The 16,267-nt window shown below is 47.7% G+C and carries 33 protein-coding genes; 26 read left to right on the top strand and 7 right to left on the bottom strand.

The window, feature by feature from the left end:
- Entirely contained in the window at positions 1–1,056 is a 1,056-nt protein-coding gene (locus GO755_RS29835; RefSeq protein WP_157589096.1) for a LexA family transcriptional regulator, read from the bottom strand.
- A 127-nt stretch (positions 1,057–1,183) separates the two neighbouring features.
- On the opposite strand from GO755_RS29835, the gene GO755_RS29830 reads away from it, so the two are divergent.
- The 26 genes from GO755_RS29830 to GO755_RS29710 all read left to right on the top strand — a co-directional run bounded on the left by GO755_RS29830 (position 1,184) and on the right by GO755_RS29710 (position 13,630).
- Positions 1,184–1,462 (top strand): hypothetical protein, encoded by a 279-nt coding sequence (locus tag GO755_RS29830; RefSeq protein ID WP_157589095.1) that lies wholly within the window; start codon positions 1,184–1,186, stop codon positions 1,460–1,462.
- On the top strand, positions 1,459–1,770 hold the full coding sequence (locus GO755_RS29825; RefSeq protein ID WP_157589094.1) for a helix-turn-helix domain-containing protein: 312 nt from the start codon (positions 1,459–1,461) through the stop codon (positions 1,768–1,770). Before GO755_RS29830 ends, GO755_RS29825 begins: the two co-directional genes overlap by 4 nt.
- 171 nt (positions 1,771–1,941) lie before the next feature.
- Entirely contained in the window at positions 1,942–2,295 is a 354-nt protein-coding gene (locus GO755_RS29820) for a hypothetical protein (protein WP_157589093.1), read from the top strand.
- Positions 2,296–2,301: 6 nt separating this feature from the next.
- Positions 2,302–2,547: a hypothetical protein gene (locus GO755_RS29815; RefSeq protein ID WP_157589092.1), complete on the top strand. Its 246-nt coding sequence runs from the start codon at positions 2,302–2,304 to the stop codon at positions 2,545–2,547.
- A gap of 1 nt (position 2,548) precedes the next feature.
- Positions 2,549–3,064 carry a hypothetical protein gene (locus GO755_RS29810; protein WP_157589091.1) on the top strand — a complete coding sequence of 172 codons (516 nt, stop codon included), beginning with the start codon at positions 2,549–2,551 and terminating at the stop codon, positions 3,062–3,064.
- A 2-nt stretch (positions 3,065–3,066) separates the two neighbouring features.
- Positions 3,067–3,189: a hypothetical protein gene (locus GO755_RS41905; protein WP_262887032.1), complete on the top strand. Its 123-nt coding sequence runs from the start codon at positions 3,067–3,069 to the stop codon at positions 3,187–3,189.
- Positions 3,190–3,301: 112 nt separating this feature from the next.
- Positions 3,302–4,213, top strand: coding sequence for a hypothetical protein (locus tag GO755_RS29805; RefSeq protein WP_157589090.1), 912 nt, complete (start codon positions 3,302–3,304; stop codon positions 4,211–4,213).
- Positions 4,113–5,027 carry a hypothetical protein gene (locus tag GO755_RS29800; protein WP_198174983.1) on the top strand — a complete coding sequence of 305 codons (915 nt, stop codon included), beginning with the start codon at positions 4,113–4,115 and terminating at the stop codon, positions 5,025–5,027. Before GO755_RS29805 ends, GO755_RS29800 begins: the two co-directional genes overlap by 101 nt.
- The gene (locus tag GO755_RS29795; protein WP_157589088.1) at positions 5,024–5,512 is read left to right on the top strand and encodes a VRR-NUC domain-containing protein; all 489 of its coding nucleotides are present in this window, start codon (positions 5,024–5,026) and stop codon (positions 5,510–5,512) included. Before GO755_RS29800 ends, GO755_RS29795 begins: the two co-directional genes overlap by 4 nt.
- Complete coding sequence (locus GO755_RS29790) at positions 5,502–5,882, top strand: HNH endonuclease (RefSeq protein WP_198174982.1); 381 nt, start codon at positions 5,502–5,504, stop codon at positions 5,880–5,882. The genes GO755_RS29795 and GO755_RS29790 overlap by 11 nt, the downstream gene beginning before the upstream one ends.
- Before the next feature lie 4 nt (positions 5,883–5,886).
- Entirely contained in the window at positions 5,887–6,345 is a 459-nt protein-coding gene (locus GO755_RS29785; RefSeq protein WP_157589086.1) for a hypothetical protein, read from the top strand.
- Complete coding sequence (locus GO755_RS29780) at positions 6,342–6,842, top strand: LytTR family DNA-binding domain-containing protein (protein ID WP_157589085.1); 501 nt, start codon at positions 6,342–6,344, stop codon at positions 6,840–6,842. The genes GO755_RS29785 and GO755_RS29780 overlap by 4 nt, the downstream gene beginning before the upstream one ends.
- A 12-nt stretch (positions 6,843–6,854) precedes the next feature.
- Positions 6,855–7,475, top strand: a complete 621-nt coding sequence (locus GO755_RS29775; RefSeq protein WP_157589084.1) for a DUF4494 family protein — start codon at positions 6,855–6,857, stop codon at positions 7,473–7,475.
- A complete protein-coding gene (locus tag GO755_RS29770; protein WP_157589083.1) occupies positions 7,475–8,332 on the top strand; it encodes a hypothetical protein in 858 nt (285 codons plus the stop codon). Before GO755_RS29775 ends, GO755_RS29770 begins: the two co-directional genes overlap by 1 nt.
- A complete protein-coding gene (locus GO755_RS29765) occupies positions 8,332–9,084 on the top strand; it encodes an N-6 DNA methylase (protein ID WP_157589082.1) in 753 nt (250 codons plus the stop codon). The genes GO755_RS29770 and GO755_RS29765 overlap by 1 nt, the downstream gene beginning before the upstream one ends.
- A gap of 97 nt (positions 9,085–9,181) precedes the next feature.
- Positions 9,182–9,412 carry a hypothetical protein gene (locus GO755_RS29760; RefSeq protein WP_157589081.1) on the top strand — a complete coding sequence of 77 codons (231 nt, stop codon included), beginning with the start codon at positions 9,182–9,184 and terminating at the stop codon, positions 9,410–9,412.
- 8 nt (positions 9,413–9,420) lie between these two features.
- Positions 9,421–9,588 (top strand): hypothetical protein, encoded by a 168-nt coding sequence (locus GO755_RS29755; protein WP_157589080.1) that lies wholly within the window; start codon positions 9,421–9,423, stop codon positions 9,586–9,588.
- 11 nt (positions 9,589–9,599) lie between these two features.
- On the top strand, positions 9,600–10,169 hold the full coding sequence (locus GO755_RS29750; protein WP_157589079.1) for a hypothetical protein: 570 nt from the start codon (positions 9,600–9,602) through the stop codon (positions 10,167–10,169).
- Positions 10,162–10,782, top strand: a complete 621-nt coding sequence (locus GO755_RS41055; protein ID WP_198174981.1) for a DUF3850 domain-containing protein — start codon at positions 10,162–10,164, stop codon at positions 10,780–10,782. The genes GO755_RS29750 and GO755_RS41055 overlap by 8 nt, the downstream gene beginning before the upstream one ends.
- Positions 10,779–10,964, top strand: coding sequence for a hypothetical protein (locus tag GO755_RS29740; protein WP_157589078.1), 186 nt, complete (start codon positions 10,779–10,781; stop codon positions 10,962–10,964). The genes GO755_RS41055 and GO755_RS29740 overlap by 4 nt, the downstream gene beginning before the upstream one ends.
- A gap of 165 nt (positions 10,965–11,129) precedes the next feature.
- On the top strand, positions 11,130–11,459 hold the full coding sequence (locus GO755_RS29735; RefSeq protein ID WP_157589077.1) for a hypothetical protein: 330 nt from the start codon (positions 11,130–11,132) through the stop codon (positions 11,457–11,459).
- The gene (locus GO755_RS29730) at positions 11,456–11,773 is read left to right on the top strand and encodes a hypothetical protein (protein ID WP_157589076.1); all 318 of its coding nucleotides are present in this window, start codon (positions 11,456–11,458) and stop codon (positions 11,771–11,773) included. Before GO755_RS29735 ends, GO755_RS29730 begins: the two co-directional genes overlap by 4 nt.
- Complete coding sequence (locus GO755_RS29725) at positions 11,770–12,111, top strand: DUF1489 family protein (protein ID WP_157589075.1); 342 nt, start codon at positions 11,770–11,772, stop codon at positions 12,109–12,111. Before GO755_RS29730 ends, GO755_RS29725 begins: the two co-directional genes overlap by 4 nt.
- Positions 12,108–12,530, top strand: a complete 423-nt coding sequence (locus GO755_RS29720; RefSeq protein WP_157589074.1) for a hypothetical protein — start codon at positions 12,108–12,110, stop codon at positions 12,528–12,530. The genes GO755_RS29725 and GO755_RS29720 overlap by 4 nt, the downstream gene beginning before the upstream one ends.
- Entirely contained in the window at positions 12,527–12,721 is a 195-nt protein-coding gene (locus GO755_RS29715) for a hypothetical protein (protein WP_157589073.1), read from the top strand. The genes GO755_RS29720 and GO755_RS29715 overlap by 4 nt, the downstream gene beginning before the upstream one ends.
- A 60-nt stretch (positions 12,722–12,781) precedes the next feature.
- Positions 12,782–13,630 carry a S1 family peptidase gene (locus GO755_RS29710; protein ID WP_198174980.1) on the top strand — a complete coding sequence of 283 codons (849 nt, stop codon included), beginning with the start codon at positions 12,782–12,784 and terminating at the stop codon, positions 13,628–13,630.
- Positions 13,631–13,713: 83 nt separating this feature from the next.
- Here GO755_RS29710 and GO755_RS29705 read toward each other — a convergent pair whose 3' ends face one another.
- From GO755_RS29705 to GO755_RS29680, 6 genes are read right to left on the bottom strand one after another with little or no spacing between them, the layout of a single operon-like run.
- Positions 13,714–14,301, bottom strand: a complete 588-nt coding sequence (locus GO755_RS29705) for an N-acetylmuramidase family protein (RefSeq protein ID WP_157589071.1) — start codon at positions 14,299–14,301, stop codon at positions 13,714–13,716.
- Positions 14,268–14,654: a hypothetical protein gene (locus GO755_RS29700; RefSeq protein WP_157589070.1), complete on the bottom strand. Its 387-nt coding sequence runs from the start codon at positions 14,652–14,654 to the stop codon at positions 14,268–14,270. Before GO755_RS29700 ends, GO755_RS29705 begins: the two co-directional genes overlap by 34 nt.
- Before the next feature lie 6 nt (positions 14,655–14,660).
- On the bottom strand, positions 14,661–15,284 hold the full coding sequence (locus tag GO755_RS29695) for a hypothetical protein (protein WP_157589069.1): 624 nt from the start codon (positions 15,282–15,284) through the stop codon (positions 14,661–14,663).
- A 2-nt stretch (positions 15,285–15,286) separates the two neighbouring features.
- Entirely contained in the window at positions 15,287–15,661 is a 375-nt protein-coding gene (locus tag GO755_RS29690) for a hypothetical protein (protein WP_157589068.1), read from the bottom strand.
- 28 nt (positions 15,662–15,689) lie between these two features.
- Positions 15,690–15,857 (bottom strand): hypothetical protein, encoded by a 168-nt coding sequence (locus GO755_RS29685; RefSeq protein ID WP_157589067.1) that lies wholly within the window; start codon positions 15,855–15,857, stop codon positions 15,690–15,692.
- Positions 15,844–16,260, bottom strand: coding sequence for a hypothetical protein (locus GO755_RS29680; protein ID WP_157589066.1), 417 nt, complete (start codon positions 16,258–16,260; stop codon positions 15,844–15,846). Before GO755_RS29680 ends, GO755_RS29685 begins: the two co-directional genes overlap by 14 nt.
- Positions 16,261–16,267 lie beyond the last annotated feature (7 nt).

Raw genomic sequence — 16,267 nt, 5'->3', positions numbered from 1 at the left:
TTAACGAACAGGATTATTGACGGTTGATTCGATAAACCAGACATGCCGAATCGAATCGATGTTGATCGTAAACGGTCCCGGTGGTGGTGAATCGGAATGCAGCACTACCTGCTTATCGCGAAAAAGGGTGTTTTCCATAACCCGTTTAATGACAAAATCATCATCGTACTGGATGGCCCAGACACCCGGTTTGAGTCGGTAGAGTTTTTCAAGATCAACCTCCCAAACAGTCTTCGAAATTCGGTTACCCACGTAGTAACCGAGTGCTCTGGCCCGCGATCGTATTTGAGGTTCCATGCTATCGCCGTCGACCTCGATAAGCCACCAGTCCTTTTGGGGACGTCGCGGGTCTGGCTCGTAATCGGCCAGTATTGCCCGCATAATGCGTACTGTTTCCATGGGCTGTTCCCAGAATTTTGGTGTGGGTATACCCGCTCGTGCGCCAACAGGCACGAACGGTAAATGGATAATTGGTTCAGCCGAAAAATTACCAATGTGGCGAATGGGTTGCGTCCATTCCGTTTCCGATTCACCAGATCCAAAGACTTCATCTTCGGTCAGGTCTTGATCATCCAATAATTTGCGAAGCGCCTTCATGATTGCAAGGCGGGTCTGCGCCTTAAGGCTGGCTGAGGTAAAGTAATCAGTAATCGACCCTTTGGCGATATCCAGTTCGTCGGCTAGCTGCTTCTGGGAAAATACGGCTTTATGCCGTTCAATGAAGTTGCGTAGATGGTCACCCTCTTTCGTTGGCTCAATCTGTAATGGCCGCCAGTCCATAGGATGTAACATTGGCTCCTCGCCTGTGGCCAGCCATTCGAACCGAGCACGGCTGGCCGTTTCAATGGCCCGCAATTGCTTAACTGATGCTTGCGCTTTACCGCTAAGAATATTGGAAATAGCCGCCGGCTGAAGCTCTGCCTTTTGGGCTAGCTCTCCCTGTCGGTCATTAAACCGTTCAAAGATTAGATCCTTTATTCGTTTGCGAATACCATCCTGATCGTCGGGTCGCGGAATTCTAGCCATGAGTTTAGTATAGGGATCGGGCGTTTTCATGAGTCAGGCTTATATTTTTGTGTTTTTTGTTGTAAATAAGCCTTACTATAATTAGGTTTGTTACAAATTATTACAAACGGCTGATTCGTCGTCTGTAAGGTCTAATAACAACGAAAATAACAAAACTATGGGACGAAACAAGGAGCCCCTGACTGGTACTCAGAAGGATGAGGAGGAATTCGCGAAGAAGGTGGCTATTATAAAAAAAATAGGAGCCCGAAAGCTGGCGACCTATGGCTTCCTGTCTCACGAGAGTATCCACAATTATTGCCGTCGGGATCGGGGTGGTGAACGCCTGGAATCGCTGGTAGATGAGAGCCTCAAGGCTCATCAGGAAAGTGTTGACGTTGCCGATAAGTTGAGCGTTGATCGAAGCCGTAAAATATTAGCTGATGTGCACGTATGATGCAAGTACCTACAAACGAAGAGTTTGCAGCAGTAGTAAAGCGACTGGAAATACTGGAGCGTGAAAATGAATACCTGCGAACTGTCGTGACCGATTTACAGTGGTTAACCGTGCCGCAGGTAGCAAAAGCCATTCGCTGTTCCCAGCGCACAGTCACCCGGTTAATTGAGGCTAAAAAACTCATCAACCGCCGGGAGGGCAGTAAGCCCCTGTGCAATATTTCATCCGTAAGGTCTTATCTACTGGGAAAAAAAGTTGACGATGTCGAGATTAATTATCGCCTGATGAGCGCCTGTTTACATTGCTGATACCTTATCGAACAAGAAAAAACCGGACCAGCAAACGCCAGATCCGGTTTCCTAGATGTAAAGCCGGGCTGTAATACAACAAAAGACAAATTATTTTTTTGTTCTTTTTGTTGTTTTTTTACCTTACAAATCCTTACTTTACATCATCATCTAAAAGATAAGGTCAAAGATATGAAAAGTGCACTCATGATTAATCAGGCTGAATTAACGCTTGCCGACATCGACACCAGCGATGACACCTTCGAGCTGGATCACCTCATCGGCAAGTACGGCGGTGGTCATTGTACCAGCTTCGAATTCAACGATGATAACTACGCTCATGGCTCGGTGCGGTGTCTGGAGTATAACATCGTTACGGAGGTCTATACGGGCAACTGGGAAAATGACGAGGGCACAGCGGTTGCCGAAACCGAGTCCTATAAGGAAAGGATTTACGTGCCGGTACACCCCGAAATGACGCTCGATCAGATTGCCCAGGCGATTGCCAAAGAAATCCGGGACATTCCACAAAACCGCTTTGCCTGAACTTTCATGAACACCTGCAACACGTGTCGGGCACTTCTGGTCGGGTTGATCCTGGGGTCCCTAGTTATTGTGCTCCTCTTCGGTCCGCGAACGATTCAGTTTTTCCGAACGGATGCCGGGTTTCGCGCCTGGCTAACTGCCCGCTGGAAGTGGGCACGACGACATGGTCCCACCTGGAAGGAACTGATCATTATGGTCATCATCTGGGTAATTGGCTTTCTGGCTTACCGCTTAATCAATCATTCGTACTAACATGGACGCTCCAATTCATCCCGTTGTCCGTGAGACAGCGCACTGGCTCAGTGCCGAATTACTCGATGAAGAATTACTAGGGAATCCCGAAGCAATAAAGCCGCATTTTGTCACCTGGCTAACCGGCTTTCGGATTGTTCGTGAAGAGTTTTATCGAAAAGCCGACTCGTTCAGACTTATCGACGTTACCTCGCAACTAGCGAATCGTTTTTACGATGACCTGCTCCATCAGCAACACTACTCGCCTATTGAGCGAATTCAGTTGCTTTTCTATCTATCGCGGGCCTTGCTAATGGCCTGCGGTTACTTCCCCCATCAGATCGCCCAGAATACATTCCGCCCAGAATCGGATGATCCGTATGATTACCTCACTGTCGAGAATCTGCATACGGGTAAATACGCGAACCTGCTGAGGGCCGTGCAGGCACTAGTGGAAGATACGAACCGGCTAGATCACGGCTACTATTTCGAATTGCCACTTAGCAGACTGGATGACCCTTTCTTGACGGATAACTAGCCATGAATCGACCTACGTTTTCGCGGCTGGAATGGGCGCTAATCATCGGCTTTACCAGCCTGATCCTGTATGCCATGAGCTGGATTCTGGCCATTCATTCCCAACTCTTTGGTCATGTTAACTAAGCGTTTCCAACCCGTTCTATGGCCCGTCTTCGCCGTGTTTGCGCTCGGCATACTGGCTATTGCCGTTGGCCCAATCTGGCCACAACTCAAAGTACTGTTTTACTGAAATCGTATGAATGAATTTACGGGCATCTGGCTACCGGCGGAGATTTTGGCTATAAGTGGCTTAAATCTCACCGAGAAAGTATTGGCAGCGCAGGTGGTCATGCTTTCCCGGTCGGGTGAATGTAGTGCCAAAAATCCCTATATCTCGAATCAAATCAAGCTCAGTGAAACCTCCGTTAGCACGAACCTGAACACCTTGTTCAGTAAGGGTTGGATTGTAATTGAGGATGGAAAATCCGAAGGTAACAAACGCATCATGTACCCCTCTTTAAAAATCTTAAATACCCTATTTAAGAATCTTAAAGAGGGGGTATCCCATCTTAGCCCCCCCTCTTTAAAAATCTTAAAGAGCCTATTTAAGTTTTTTAAAGAGGCTATTCAAGATTCTGAAAGAGGCTATTTAAGAATCTTAAAGAGCCTCTTTAAAGATTTTAAAGAGCTATATATAAGGAATGAAAGTAAAGGGGAAAGTAAAGATGAAATAAAAGATGAAAGTTTTATTCCGGCCGAATCCGCGCCCGAAGAAAACTCAAATCCTTTAGACGAAAATCCGTCCGGGCAAACACCTCCTCCCCCTACCCCCTCCTCCGAATTTCCCACTGCCGGCGACGGTGAACTGCGGCAGCAGTGCCTGGAATACTACACCGACTATCCTGACAAATACCCTCTGGTCATGTACGCTGACTTTCTCAAGTACTGGACCAGGACCCAGCCTCCGGATGGCGTGGAAAAATGGCGACTCGATCGCAACTGGCCCCTGCAAACCCGCCTGGCCAACTGGCATATCAATTATCTCAAAGACTTAGAGCGACAACGCAATGGAACCTCAAGAAAGACCAATAACCGAACCACGGCCGATTTCCTCGATCGTCAGCGAGCAGCCGAACCTCAAAGTATCGACGACTACGGCGACCTCTAAAAAAGTGGAGGAAGTGGACCTGACTCCAGAGGAGCAGGCCGCCGTTCTGCAGGCAGGTCGTCAGGCCAAAGCGATTCGACAAAAAAATGACGCCTACTGGCAACGCATCCTGAATCCAGGAGCGAACTGGTCACCGTCTGATTTGGGTAGCTGGATTCTGGCAGAATCGAAACGCAAAGATGCCCAGAACCTGAATCCTCGCTACGTGGGGCCCAAAGGATTTATTCTGGATGAGTACAGTCAGGCCGTGTTCGATCTGCTCTGCATGTACTTCACCAATCACCCCGATTTTGAAAAAGCGGGACAGTACTATGACCAGTTCAGGGAAGGCCGCTTTTCGCTGGAAAAAGGCATTATGATGGTTGGGCCAACCGGCATTGGCAAAACGGCTCTCCTGTTTCTGTTCTGCGACAATCCGCGCCAAAGCTTTACGGTCAGCCCCTGCAAACTGGCTGTCGATTCTTACGAAGGGGCTGAAACCAGTCAGCATGGTAAATCAATCTATGATCGATTTACGCTCAAGTCTGACGTCTATGGCGGCCGCTTCCGCGCTGGTCAGGGTGGACGGGCTTTCGATGATTTGGGTAACGAGACTATACCCGCCGTGCTGTTCAATAAGAAGCGAAACCTAATGCTCGATATTCTGGAACGTCGCTATGAAATCGGCTCAGAAGACGCCGGCATAACTCACCTAACGACCAATCTAACGACCCAGCAAATAGAGGATTTGTATGGCAAGCGGATTCGGAGCCGGATGCGCGAAATGTTTAACCTGATCAAGTTCGATCCAAAAACCCCCGACCGACGCGAATGAGTATGACCTCCGATGAGTACCAGCGCTACATCAAAGAGAATTCGGGTGGCTCGGCTAAAATTAAAACTCGCCTGGTGGCTCCCAAGAAACACGCCGATACGATGAGTGCCGAGCAGTACCGGGCCGAACACGTCGATAAAAGTGAGCATGGTCTGCAAGCCCGCTGCGTCGAATGGTTCCGAATTCAGTATCCAAATCTACTCCTGTTTGCGGTTCCCAACACGGCCCTGCGCTCGTTTGGGCTGGCGGCCAAGCTTCAGGAAGAAGGCATGGTGGCTGGCATTCCCGATCTGGTTCTGGCCTATCCGCATAAGGGTAAACCGGGCCTGTACATCGAAATGAAAACGATGCAGAAGCACAGCAAGCCCTCCGATGAGCAGCTTACGATTCACGCCTACCTGCGCGCCGTCGGCTATGAGGTGGCCATACCCCGAACGTTTGAAGAATTCCAAAAAGCAATCACCGATTACCTCGATGGCTATTAGTCAAAAACGTCGCCTTACCCTGTATCAGGCCATGAATGGGCGCTGCGGCTACTGCGGTCGGGATATCGCCTTCAAGGATATGCAGATCGACCACATGAACCCCCAGTCGGCACCGTCGCTGAGCACCTACCTGATCGATGGCAAGAAAGTCAACCGGACGCACCACGACAGCAACCTGATGCCATCCTGCGCCAGCTGTAATCATTACAAGCGCGATATGACGGTCGATGGCTTCCGACGAACGATCAAAAACCTACACGCCCGGCTGGCAAAGAACTACATCGTCAAGGTGGCTCATCAGTTTTCCATCGTGCACATCGTGCCCTTCGACGGTCTGTTCTACTTCGAAAAACTTAGAAAAATTAATTAACCCTATGGAAAGCGAAACCCCAAACGAGACTGATTCGGACCTGGTAGACTTCGATATGCAGGCTTGGCTGGCCCCCGTCAATCGGGACGATGAGGTTGATATGGCCGAAATATACCGGTGTGAAAAACTGGGCATCGAGAACCCGAAAATAAACCTCTACAGCTGCAAGAACGGCCACCAGACGGTGACCATTAACCGGGCTGGCGTTGAGGATGATTTTCACCAGCTATCCATCGACTGTCCGTATTGCCATACAGAAGCCCGGTCCCACTTCTATTTCTGCGATCAGGGCTTACAGCCAACCCACGAATTCTATCTCCCTGCCGATCCGAACGGTCACGCCAAAACCAATCGCGGCAAGTTCCGGCGGGGTGCGGTCGCCTTCAAGAATATCATGACCGAAGATAAGGTCCGACTCGGCAAAAAACTTAAGCCTTCACTCCATAAATCCGCCAAAAAATGACCTCTACAACCATACTGTTTCCGGGCTACTCAAAGCCCTTTTCACTCCTGCAAATCATGTTCTTTGTGGCCAGTGGCCCCTATTCGATCATGCATCTGGCGAATGGTAGTCAGGTTACGATTACGCTGCATTTGCGGAAACTACAGGGTCGCTTGCCAGACTATTTGCGCGTACACCGCTCCTACCTGGTCAACCCCGATTTTATTGATCGTTACCGGGTACGGGCCAGTCAGCTCCTGTTGGCAACTGGGCAATCCCTTCCCGTCTCAAAGCCGAATCGAAGCTTATTCGTCAGGCCCCGGCTGAATCCGAGTCCGGTTGTCAACCTGACGACCAATGCCTACCACCCCAGTCAGCGCGATGCGGCTCAGGTGCTCGGCGTACACCCGGCTCTACTAACGCCTGTATTGGCTGGTCGAGCCAGCCACGTTCGTCATAACCGGTTCCGCTATGCTACCGATGCCGAACGAGCAGTCGGAAATGTACTCCACTCTTAACTAAGTCTAGCTATGCCTGCCTGGTACAAAACACGAATCCGTTTTCGTCAACTCGACATCGAAAACAATAAGTACAAGTACATCAGCGAACTCTATCTGCAACGAGCCGAAACGTTTGCTGATGTTGAGCATCAGATGCAAACCGAATTAGCCGAACGCCTGAAAGACTTTAAAGTAAAAGGTATCAACGAGTTCAAGGTAGCCGAATGCGTGCTGCATCATGTATTTGATCCTGAACGAGAGACCGAACCGGAAGAGTGGTATCTATGCAAGGTCGAGTTTTCCGACTTCAAGGAACAGATCCTGATCACGGCCACCTCCGTTGTTGAGGCCCACTCCAGACTCGAAAAAAAGCTCAAACTGTCGAAGATCCCTTTCACCATCAAGGATGTCGACTCGACGAAAATTCTGGGTGTATTCGATTTTGAGAACGAGGCCCTGATGCAGGATTACCAGGCGCGGGTAGGCTGGATGGAGCCCCAGAATCAACGGGCTGAAAAGCAGAAATCAAAACATCAGGAAGAGCAGATTCCCATTCCGTTTGATGAAAAGTCTGACGACAAAAGGGGACCATCAACAATTACAGAAGAAGAGTTTGATAAGATCGATGGTGATGTAAGACCCTATAAATAATGGCTAAACCTGTCTACACGGCCGATGCCAGTCTGATCACTCACCTGCGCAATTTCTATTCGATTGGCCAGCTTCAACTTTTTTACTGCACGCTCACCGATGATGGGGAGCTTCCCGGCTGGAGTGATCGCAAGCGGGCTGAGTGGACCGATGGGATCGCCAAAATTCTGGGTAAAAAGCCGATGACGATTCTTCCGTTGATCGAACTACCCGAGCCCAGGCCGCAGCCAGCCAAACCTAAAGAATCAAAACCCAGTATCGAAACCCCGAAAATGGATCTGGAAAAAGCGCAGCGTCTGGCCCGTGGCCTGGTCCTTCAGCTGGAAGATTACTGTGATAAAATTTTTGTCGCCGGTTCCATCCGTCGGCAGAAATCAGAGGTAAAAGATATCGAAATCGTCTGTCAGCCTAAGCTGTTTCCGGTCGGTACCGGGCTGTTTGATAATGCCGACCAATTCGAAGTGATCCCCGCCTTTCGGCGTGAAGTCGAAGGAGGTGAGGGTATCGGCATTGGTAAAGTCCTGAAGGGCAAAGCCAGCGGCCGCTATATGATGATCGAATTGCCATCGGGACTCAAACTTGATCTGTTCATGCCCAGTGAACATGACTTCTATCGTCAGTTCGCCATTCGAACCGGATCGGCTGACTACTCGCAGAAAGTGATTGCCACGGGCTGGAAGAAAAAGGGCTGGTGCGGGACTGATCAGGGGCTTCGTCGGATATCGGATTGTGAGGAAACAAAGTCGGGTTGGAAGATCATCAACCCCAAGGCCGAACTACCACCCCACTGGAAGTCAGAACAGGAGTTCTTTTCGTGGCTGGGTGTAAAGTGGATTGATCCCAAAGACCGAAACTAATGGCACAGTCCTTATCCCCCATGGCCAAGGCCATCCGAAACCTGGCTTACCGGCACGGTACCTATAACGTGTTTGCTGACTTCTGCGAAATGGCGGCTTGCTCATTCTCCAACGCTGTCGACAAACGAAATTTTGATGCCCGCGAAGAACGGTATATGACTATCGTCAGGAAATACACCCAAGAAGAAGTCAACGTATTTCCTCAACTGCTGGGGATGCTCAGCGAGGCACTGGAGGTCGGGCCCCGAGACGTGATGGGGGAATTATTTCATGAACTCGAGCTGCACAACGAGCACGCTGGTCAGTTTTTTACCCCCTATCATCTTTGCGAAATGATGGCACAGCTGACCTATGGCGAAGATGTCAATCAGATCATCGAACAGAATGGATTCATTACCTGTCAGGAACCGGCTTGCGGATCAGGGGCCATGGTGATCGGTCTGGCCAAGACGATGTACGATCGGAAAATCAATTTTCAGCAATGCCTGCACGTCTCAGCGATCGACCTCGACAGCCGCTGCGTCCACATGGCGTACCTGCAATTTTCACTGCTTCATATTCCGGCTGTTGTGTATGCCGGTAACACGCTCACAATGGAAATTCGGGATGCCTGGTACACGCCAGCCCATATTCTGGGTGGCTGGAATTGGCGCCTTCGGGCCGCTGATCGACCCGCTTCGGAAGTGGGTCAAATGGAAACCATTATTGAAAACGTGATGGAATTAACCGAAGAACCGGCCTCTCTCCAGTAGTAAAACCTGCAAAGGGAAATGCAAAGAAAACTGCAAAGAAACCGGTGCACATGGGTCAATTAACTCTTTTCTAAAACGCTTTCAACCAAGTAATCCCATGTCAGACTATGCTCCGGGCGTCAGTCCCGACGACATTATCAAAATCACTTTTGTCGTCATGCAAAACGGCAAACCGATTGTCAAAGAGGTCTCGATCAAACGGGGTGTCTTCATCGAATACAATGCAAAGGGACAGGAAAGGGGCTTTAAAAAAGCCGCTCAACTGTACGAATTGATCGTCGCCGAAAAAGCCTACATCAGCATTACTGATCTCACAAATTCAAACTAATGAACTATATGAAAATCACACTTATCATTTTGATCATCATTAACATTCTGGTAGCAGTTTTCCTGATCTATATGGGTCGCACGGTGGAGAAAGAAGGCACCCCTGGACGGCTCGGCGCTTACACGATCAGTGCCATGTTTTTGACCAATGCAATCGCTCTTATTATTCAATTATAAACAGTAATTATATGCCTATTACACTCAATCACCTACGGGGTGAAAACCAGATTGTTCAGCAGGTTGATTTCGGTACCGGCGATATTCTAATACTCAGTTGCCGGGATGTTGACAAAGACTTCGAAAACCAGATCTGGCTTATTCAGAATGAGCCGAAGCCAAAACAGGATTGGGCTGAGCTAAAGGATCCCGCCTATGCTGAGGGAATAGTTACCGATCAAATGCCAATCAAACCAACCATTGTGCTGGCCTTTTCCGATCGGGATAGTATCACCTCCTTAATTCGTTCGTTGCACGAACTCTATGGCAAAATGCCGGTACCTGAAGGGCATTTAGATCCGCAGAAGACCGATAACCGATTCTTAGATGAAAAAGGGTTTGTCTTTCTGGATGCCGAGAAAAAACCCTACTGGATCCGCATGTGGGGAGGTGAACCCTGGCTTTTTTACTGGCATGCGGATAACCGCTGGGTTAGTCTGAGAAGAACGAACCAGAACGAGATCTGGCAGGCCTCCCAGGCACGGCTCTCCGATGAGAAAGCGGAGGTATACCACACGTTAAACGCGAGCAATCATGCCTAAAGGCCAAATCAATACCTATGCCTGCCCATCCGGCCACGTGATGGTCACCATAGATTTAGATGAAGGTGTAACGCCCTTTATGAAACGTTGTGAGACTTGCGCACAGATGGCTCAATCAGGCTTTTATCGAGTCGATCAGCGTTTAACACCTACTCACGAGTGGTATAAGCCAGCCCACCCGGAACGCTACCAACAAATGGGGTTAAGACAACATTGTAAAGCGGGTGGGCTGGTACTTCGGGAGATTGGCCAGCCCGACGAAACCGAAGCCATGCCCGAACCAATCCCTAAAATCCGGCATGAATTAAAGTGTCTGCCTGAATTTTTTCAGGACCTCAAAGCGGGGCATAAATGCTTTGAGGTTCGCCGGAATGATCGAAATTTTCAGGCTGGTGAGGAATTGTATCTGCGTGAATGGAGCCCCGAAGGCGGCTATACCGAGGACACACTGCTATTGGACATTACCTATGTGTTGCCAGGTGGTCAGAATGGAATTGATCCCGAATACTGCGTGATGAGCCTTGCCTGGAGTATGGATATGGATTTTAGCGATTTTTTGGAGGAGGGGCCGGAACATGAAGATGGGTTTCCGATAACGACGTTTTGCGGATGAAACGATACACCTACCTCGGCGATCGCCTGACTGACCCGGCCCTGAAAGGTCAGTTATGCACGGCCGTGTTGCAGGAAAACGGCCTCTGCATCAGGGGCAGGAACGGCAACATGCTGGTTCAGTTCGAAAATGGCCGTGAGGCGAATGTGATTGGCCGACTGCTTCGGAAAGTGAAGGAATAAAAGCAAGCCACATCAAAATGACGTGGCCTGGTTATGAAAACCATTCACTACTAACTGAGAATTATTAAAGGCATAACCCGTGTGACTTAGATAAGGTGCTGGCAAAGTACTTATAGTAAGCTAGCGGTTCAAAAATTTCAGAAAACGTGCTAAACTAAATTTCTGATGGAAGAAGAAATAGATTTTAATGAGCCCATCCCCCACGAACCCAAAACCTGCGTCAAGTGTGGCAAACTAACCGAAACGGTTCCCTGCGTTATCGAAGCTGTTCAGGAAGAGGATGCGGATTATCCCTCTGGGGAGCACTGCTATGATTGCTGCGTCGAAGAGGGCTATTGTTTCGGATGCGGCCGGTTCTCGGCTGGTCAGCAGGCGTATGATTTCGGTCGTTATCCGGGTTACTGCGAAAACTGCCAGGAGCAGATCCGGTCAAACATGTGTGATGATTGGGACGATAATGATTACGACCACAGTAGTTTATACGGTACACCATGAAAACATACACCGGTATAGGGAATCTACCTGCCTTCAAGATCAATGGCACCAACGCCGATCTACAACGTTTCGAAGCTGACTGTGAGCGTCTGGGCTTACAGGTATCGAAAGCCAATTCGTATTTCCGTGATGACTACGAGCACTGTCTGATGCCTGCCTATGCGTATTACAAGGGCAATCACGATAATATTAAGTTGCAAACACTGTCAAGTGACGTGTATTTTCCTGAATTAATATACGATCTAAAAACGGACTATGCCCTGGCATTGTCCATGGTAGAGATTATTAATCAGGCTGTAGCTCCAGAAGTATGAAAAACATAATCGCCACTATCCCCAAAAGCCGCTTTAAAACGTGGGAACTCGCCGAACGAGTGGTTAAACGGTGTGACGGTGAAAAATGGTTCTGGACGCTTCGCATGCCCCGTAAACCCAAAAACGACCCAATCGGCTCGCTCTGCTACATGGTTTACAACGACCAAATTCGTGGCTATTTTGATATTATCGATGTGGACGAGGCCAAAAACTGGGAGTGGCATCAGGAGCGGCAACAAGAAGGCTTTGTACTCGTGCTGGCCAACTGGCACCCTGTATTTGGTTTACCTGAAATGGCCGGCTTTCAAGGCTGGCGCTACACCGCACTACGACCATGAAAAAGAAAGGCATTTGGGGGTTCCCGGAAGAGCAGCAACCTGGCGGGCAGGCAGGAGCCTTACAACTCTATGCCGAATTCCCTCGTAATCAACAGGCCGAAACCCTCCAGGTCGTTCGTGTTCAGAAATCGCCTTGGTTCATTATTATCTGGGAGAAATTGACCGACAAGGTACCCCGGCCGAAGCGGGTCAATATCTGGTGCTGTTACTCTCGAACAATTGTGTTTTACAAAAAACCATGGACCGAAGATGGTAAAGGGGAGTTTCAGCGCTGGTTAATGATCGATCACGTGTTGCGTTGTGATGATGTTGTCGAGTTTGAAGGGGAGCGGTTTGAGGTCGGAACAGGTCAGGTGCAATGGCATCAGGGAGCCTGGTACATATGTATGTGGGCAAGACGAAAACAAAAAGAGCTATGAAACTAGAAGCCAGTCGGTTTTCAATCGACATGAATAAAGATGAGGTAGTCGAACTTCGTATGGAGTTACTGGAGTTAATGAAGCTCGCCACAGGTGGCACGCAGTCTACCGAATCCGATGTGCTCGCCGATATGCCAGCAGTAGCAAAACTCTATAAACTTCTTCGCATTGATAATGAACTACCCTTCTGACCAATGAAGATTTTCTACACCGTTTGGCTATTTGATAAACATTTTAAACACATACACATAATGAAAACATCATTACTAATACTTATCAATGTTCTTTTTTTTTATGCATTTGCTAGTGGCCAAATTCAACCGACTAAGAGGCCAACTGAGGAAATAATTAACTCTGCAGTCCTACTTAAACATAGTGCCGGCACTGGTTCAGGAATTATTATTTCAAATGATACAGCACTATACTTAGTGACTGCTAGGCATGTTCTTCTTAAAGAGATTAATAAGAATCATCAATTTAAAGATTCTAATATTGAAGTCACTTCATTTCAAAGTAATAGTGATAGCAATATGGTTTTTATAATGAAAATAAACTTAATAAAGGCCCTTGAAGCTCAAAATTTGAGGTTTTATACTGATAAAGATTTAGTAAGTATAAAGATTGGAACGCTAAAAAAAGATGTGATTTTTTATAAACCATTTGTAAGCATTTTAAAAGGAAATAATGCACTAAATACTTATCCTTTAAAGGAAGAAAATTATTTACTAATGAAACAGACTAAAATTTTAACAGATATAATAATAGTGGGATTTCCTACTTCACTTGGATATGGAAATCAGTTTGACTTTTTCACTCCTATTACAAGAAAAGGATCTATCGCAGGTAAAAATTTAACTAAGAAAACAATAGTTTTAGATTGTCCAGTCTTTCCTGGAAATAGTGGCGGACCTGTTTTTGCCCTAGACTCAACCTCTCCAATTTTGCAAATTATTGGGATAGTAACTGAATTTATCCCTTTAGCAGATACTTGGCAAAGCAGTCAATTTGAGGGATTATCTCACGTTTTTCTAGAAAATTCAGGATATGCGGTCGTTGAACCATGGGATTATGTTATGAGTTTAATTAAACTAATGAATTAGAAATTTTTGATTTATTCTCTGAGAAAAACGCCCGGCTCATCACTGACCGGGCGTTTTTGTACTTCCTCTTTTTAACCAAAAAATTACTTAACAGAAAATCGTTTAAATGCATCGGCCAGCTTTGTGTCATACTGATTTGCCTTATATCCAGCACCATTATACTGCCTGGCAAATGATGCCCAATTATGGGATTTGAGTTCATCATCCAGATCCCGACTCTTTACAAATTCGACAAACAATCGAAGCTGCTCTCCCTCGGACTGCTTCATAGCAGCGACAAACTCCGAGACAGTTTTGCACCCACAGGCTGAAAAATTGAACCCCATGATCTGGAACAGACCAAATGAAGTAGCCATGACAGCTGCGTTGTAATCCAGTGCCGAGGCCTCGGTAAACAGCCGCCAGCTGTGGTCAAGATTCTTTGGGTAACCTGGCTGCCAGACCGGATAGGAAAGCAGTGGATGCGAAATGTCGTAGGCTCCCTTGGTGTAGCGATGAAAAACATGGGGCTCAAAGCGGATGATCACTCGATTCGTTAGATCGAACCCTCGACCGCCTGACTCTACTTCGGTGACGGCTTTAACTTCAGCTACTCCTGTACTGAGCAGTTCAGCGGCATTCTGGAAATCGTTTAGAGTTAATCGGGGTTGGACGAAGATTGGATTAGGCATGGCGTTACTGAAATATCAAGATAGAATTGTGGATCGGGGGTGTATCCTTCCTTATCCGGATGATAGCCACCTCTGTAAATGTTAATCACATACGAATTGCGCCCACCGGGCAGAATACTGTGCATGTAGTATTTGGCCTCCAGTACTGGCTCCCGACCAGTTAGGATATAGTCAAGCTGCTGAATTAACTCAAGGTGTGGCTTTGGTTCATCCACCCAGGGTATAGCGATCAAATCACAGTCCCGGTTCAGACTACCATGCAGCACCAGATTATAGCCCATTTCCCTTGCCTTTTCCTGAAGCAGATTCAGGTAATGGGCATAGAGCATGGGCTTGGTTTGAATCGCTTTCATAGCAACTTAATTACCCTGTTTTTGCTGGTTAGTACTTAGTCGATGAATGCGTAAACTCTGATCAGTCAGGCGGGAATTCACGTTCTCAAATTGTTGATCCAGTTTCTGCCGATATGCCGCCGACGTAGCATCCCGTTTCGTCGAGCTTTGTTTTAGATCAGAGATTTCAGCCGCCTGCTCATCAAGTTGGGCTTTCATCTCATCCTGATTCTGGATCGCATGATTCAGTTTTTGCTCAAAGCGAACAAAGAAACTAATACCGCCTTCGTAGACCGACCCAACACACCAGACCGTAAACAACAGACCCAGTATTGGTAAGATAAACCACAATAGACGTCGATTCAATGCCTCCCTCTTACTGGTTGGCAATGGCCTGATATATCCATGAAGTGCAGTCGTGACCGCACTAACTGCCAGCACAAACATGGTAATGACGGCTACCTCAAACGTAAACCGACGCATAAAAAACGTCGTTAGAAACGTAACCAGGCACATAAACGATAAGAGGTAAATGGGGATCGGTAGCCACCATTTTACTTCATGCATGCTCATGCAGGTAATCAATAGAGCGACAAAACCAGTGGCTGTACTGCCTTGTAATAGTCGGAATAGAATCTCTTCCTGTATCATGATTATTCTTTCGGTTTACTAAGCCTTGCCTTTATAGCGTCATACGTGTCTAAAATCGTTTCAATCAGTAGCTTGATTGGCGTATCCTGAATCTGTTTACCCACCGTTTCCATGCCTCCCAGAATGTAGTTGGTCATAAAGGCCAGACCACTCCCAACAAACCACCAGTCACCCATATTCCAGTGCTTTACAGTGCAAACGCCGAACGTGATAATGAAGCCGGCGATGATGGCAATTAGGGCGCTCGATAACCCTTCTGCAATCGGTACGGCCCGATTTCGCAGGAAGTGAACCGTAGCGCCTGCAACCACACCCAACAGCAGTTTCATTTCTGGCGGCATGGCCTCCCAAAATGCGTTCCAAGATTCTTTATTCATGTTTGTCCGGTTGAGTGGGTACTATTAACTAGGGCTTGCCTTCGATACGCTTAAGCTCTTTTTCGACTTTGGCCCGCTGACGCTTCAATCGCCAGAGTGGAAACCACCCAACAGGTGCATATAACGCCTTTCGCGTATTGATCACGAGCGCATCGCAATAGGCCGATTTAGTCTCCAGCGTATCATTTCGGGCCAACGTTCGGCCGTAATCCTTCAACTGCCGGTTGATTTCTTTTTGCCGCTCGATTTCGGACGTATTGCCGATTACTTGTGAGTAAGCTATCATTTTCACGTTCAAGTTGATCGACACTAAGAGTATCAGCATGCAGACTATCCGCAGCCAGTTCCTTTTCGAGGTTTTCATAATTAACTTTTTTGATTTGCGTGGCTGTGTTGATTGTCGTTTTGAGTGCTGTCGATTCCTCCTGAAGCTTCGACACAAGTACTCCTGATACGTGCAGATCCTGTTGCGTAGCACGTAGCTTTCTGGTCTTGCTTTCGCAACTGGCCACCGCTCCAATCAGACCAGCGATCAGGATCATGACCAGCACAAAGGGATTCTCAACAATCCAGGCGAAGAGCGATTTGAATAGAATCATACCGTTT

This window comes from Spirosoma arboris (assembly GCF_009754945.1).
Taxonomy (GTDB): domain Bacteria; phylum Bacteroidota; class Bacteroidia; order Cytophagales; family Spirosomataceae; genus Spirosoma; species Spirosoma arboris.
This window is presented reverse-complemented; position numbering and strand designations above follow the sequence as displayed.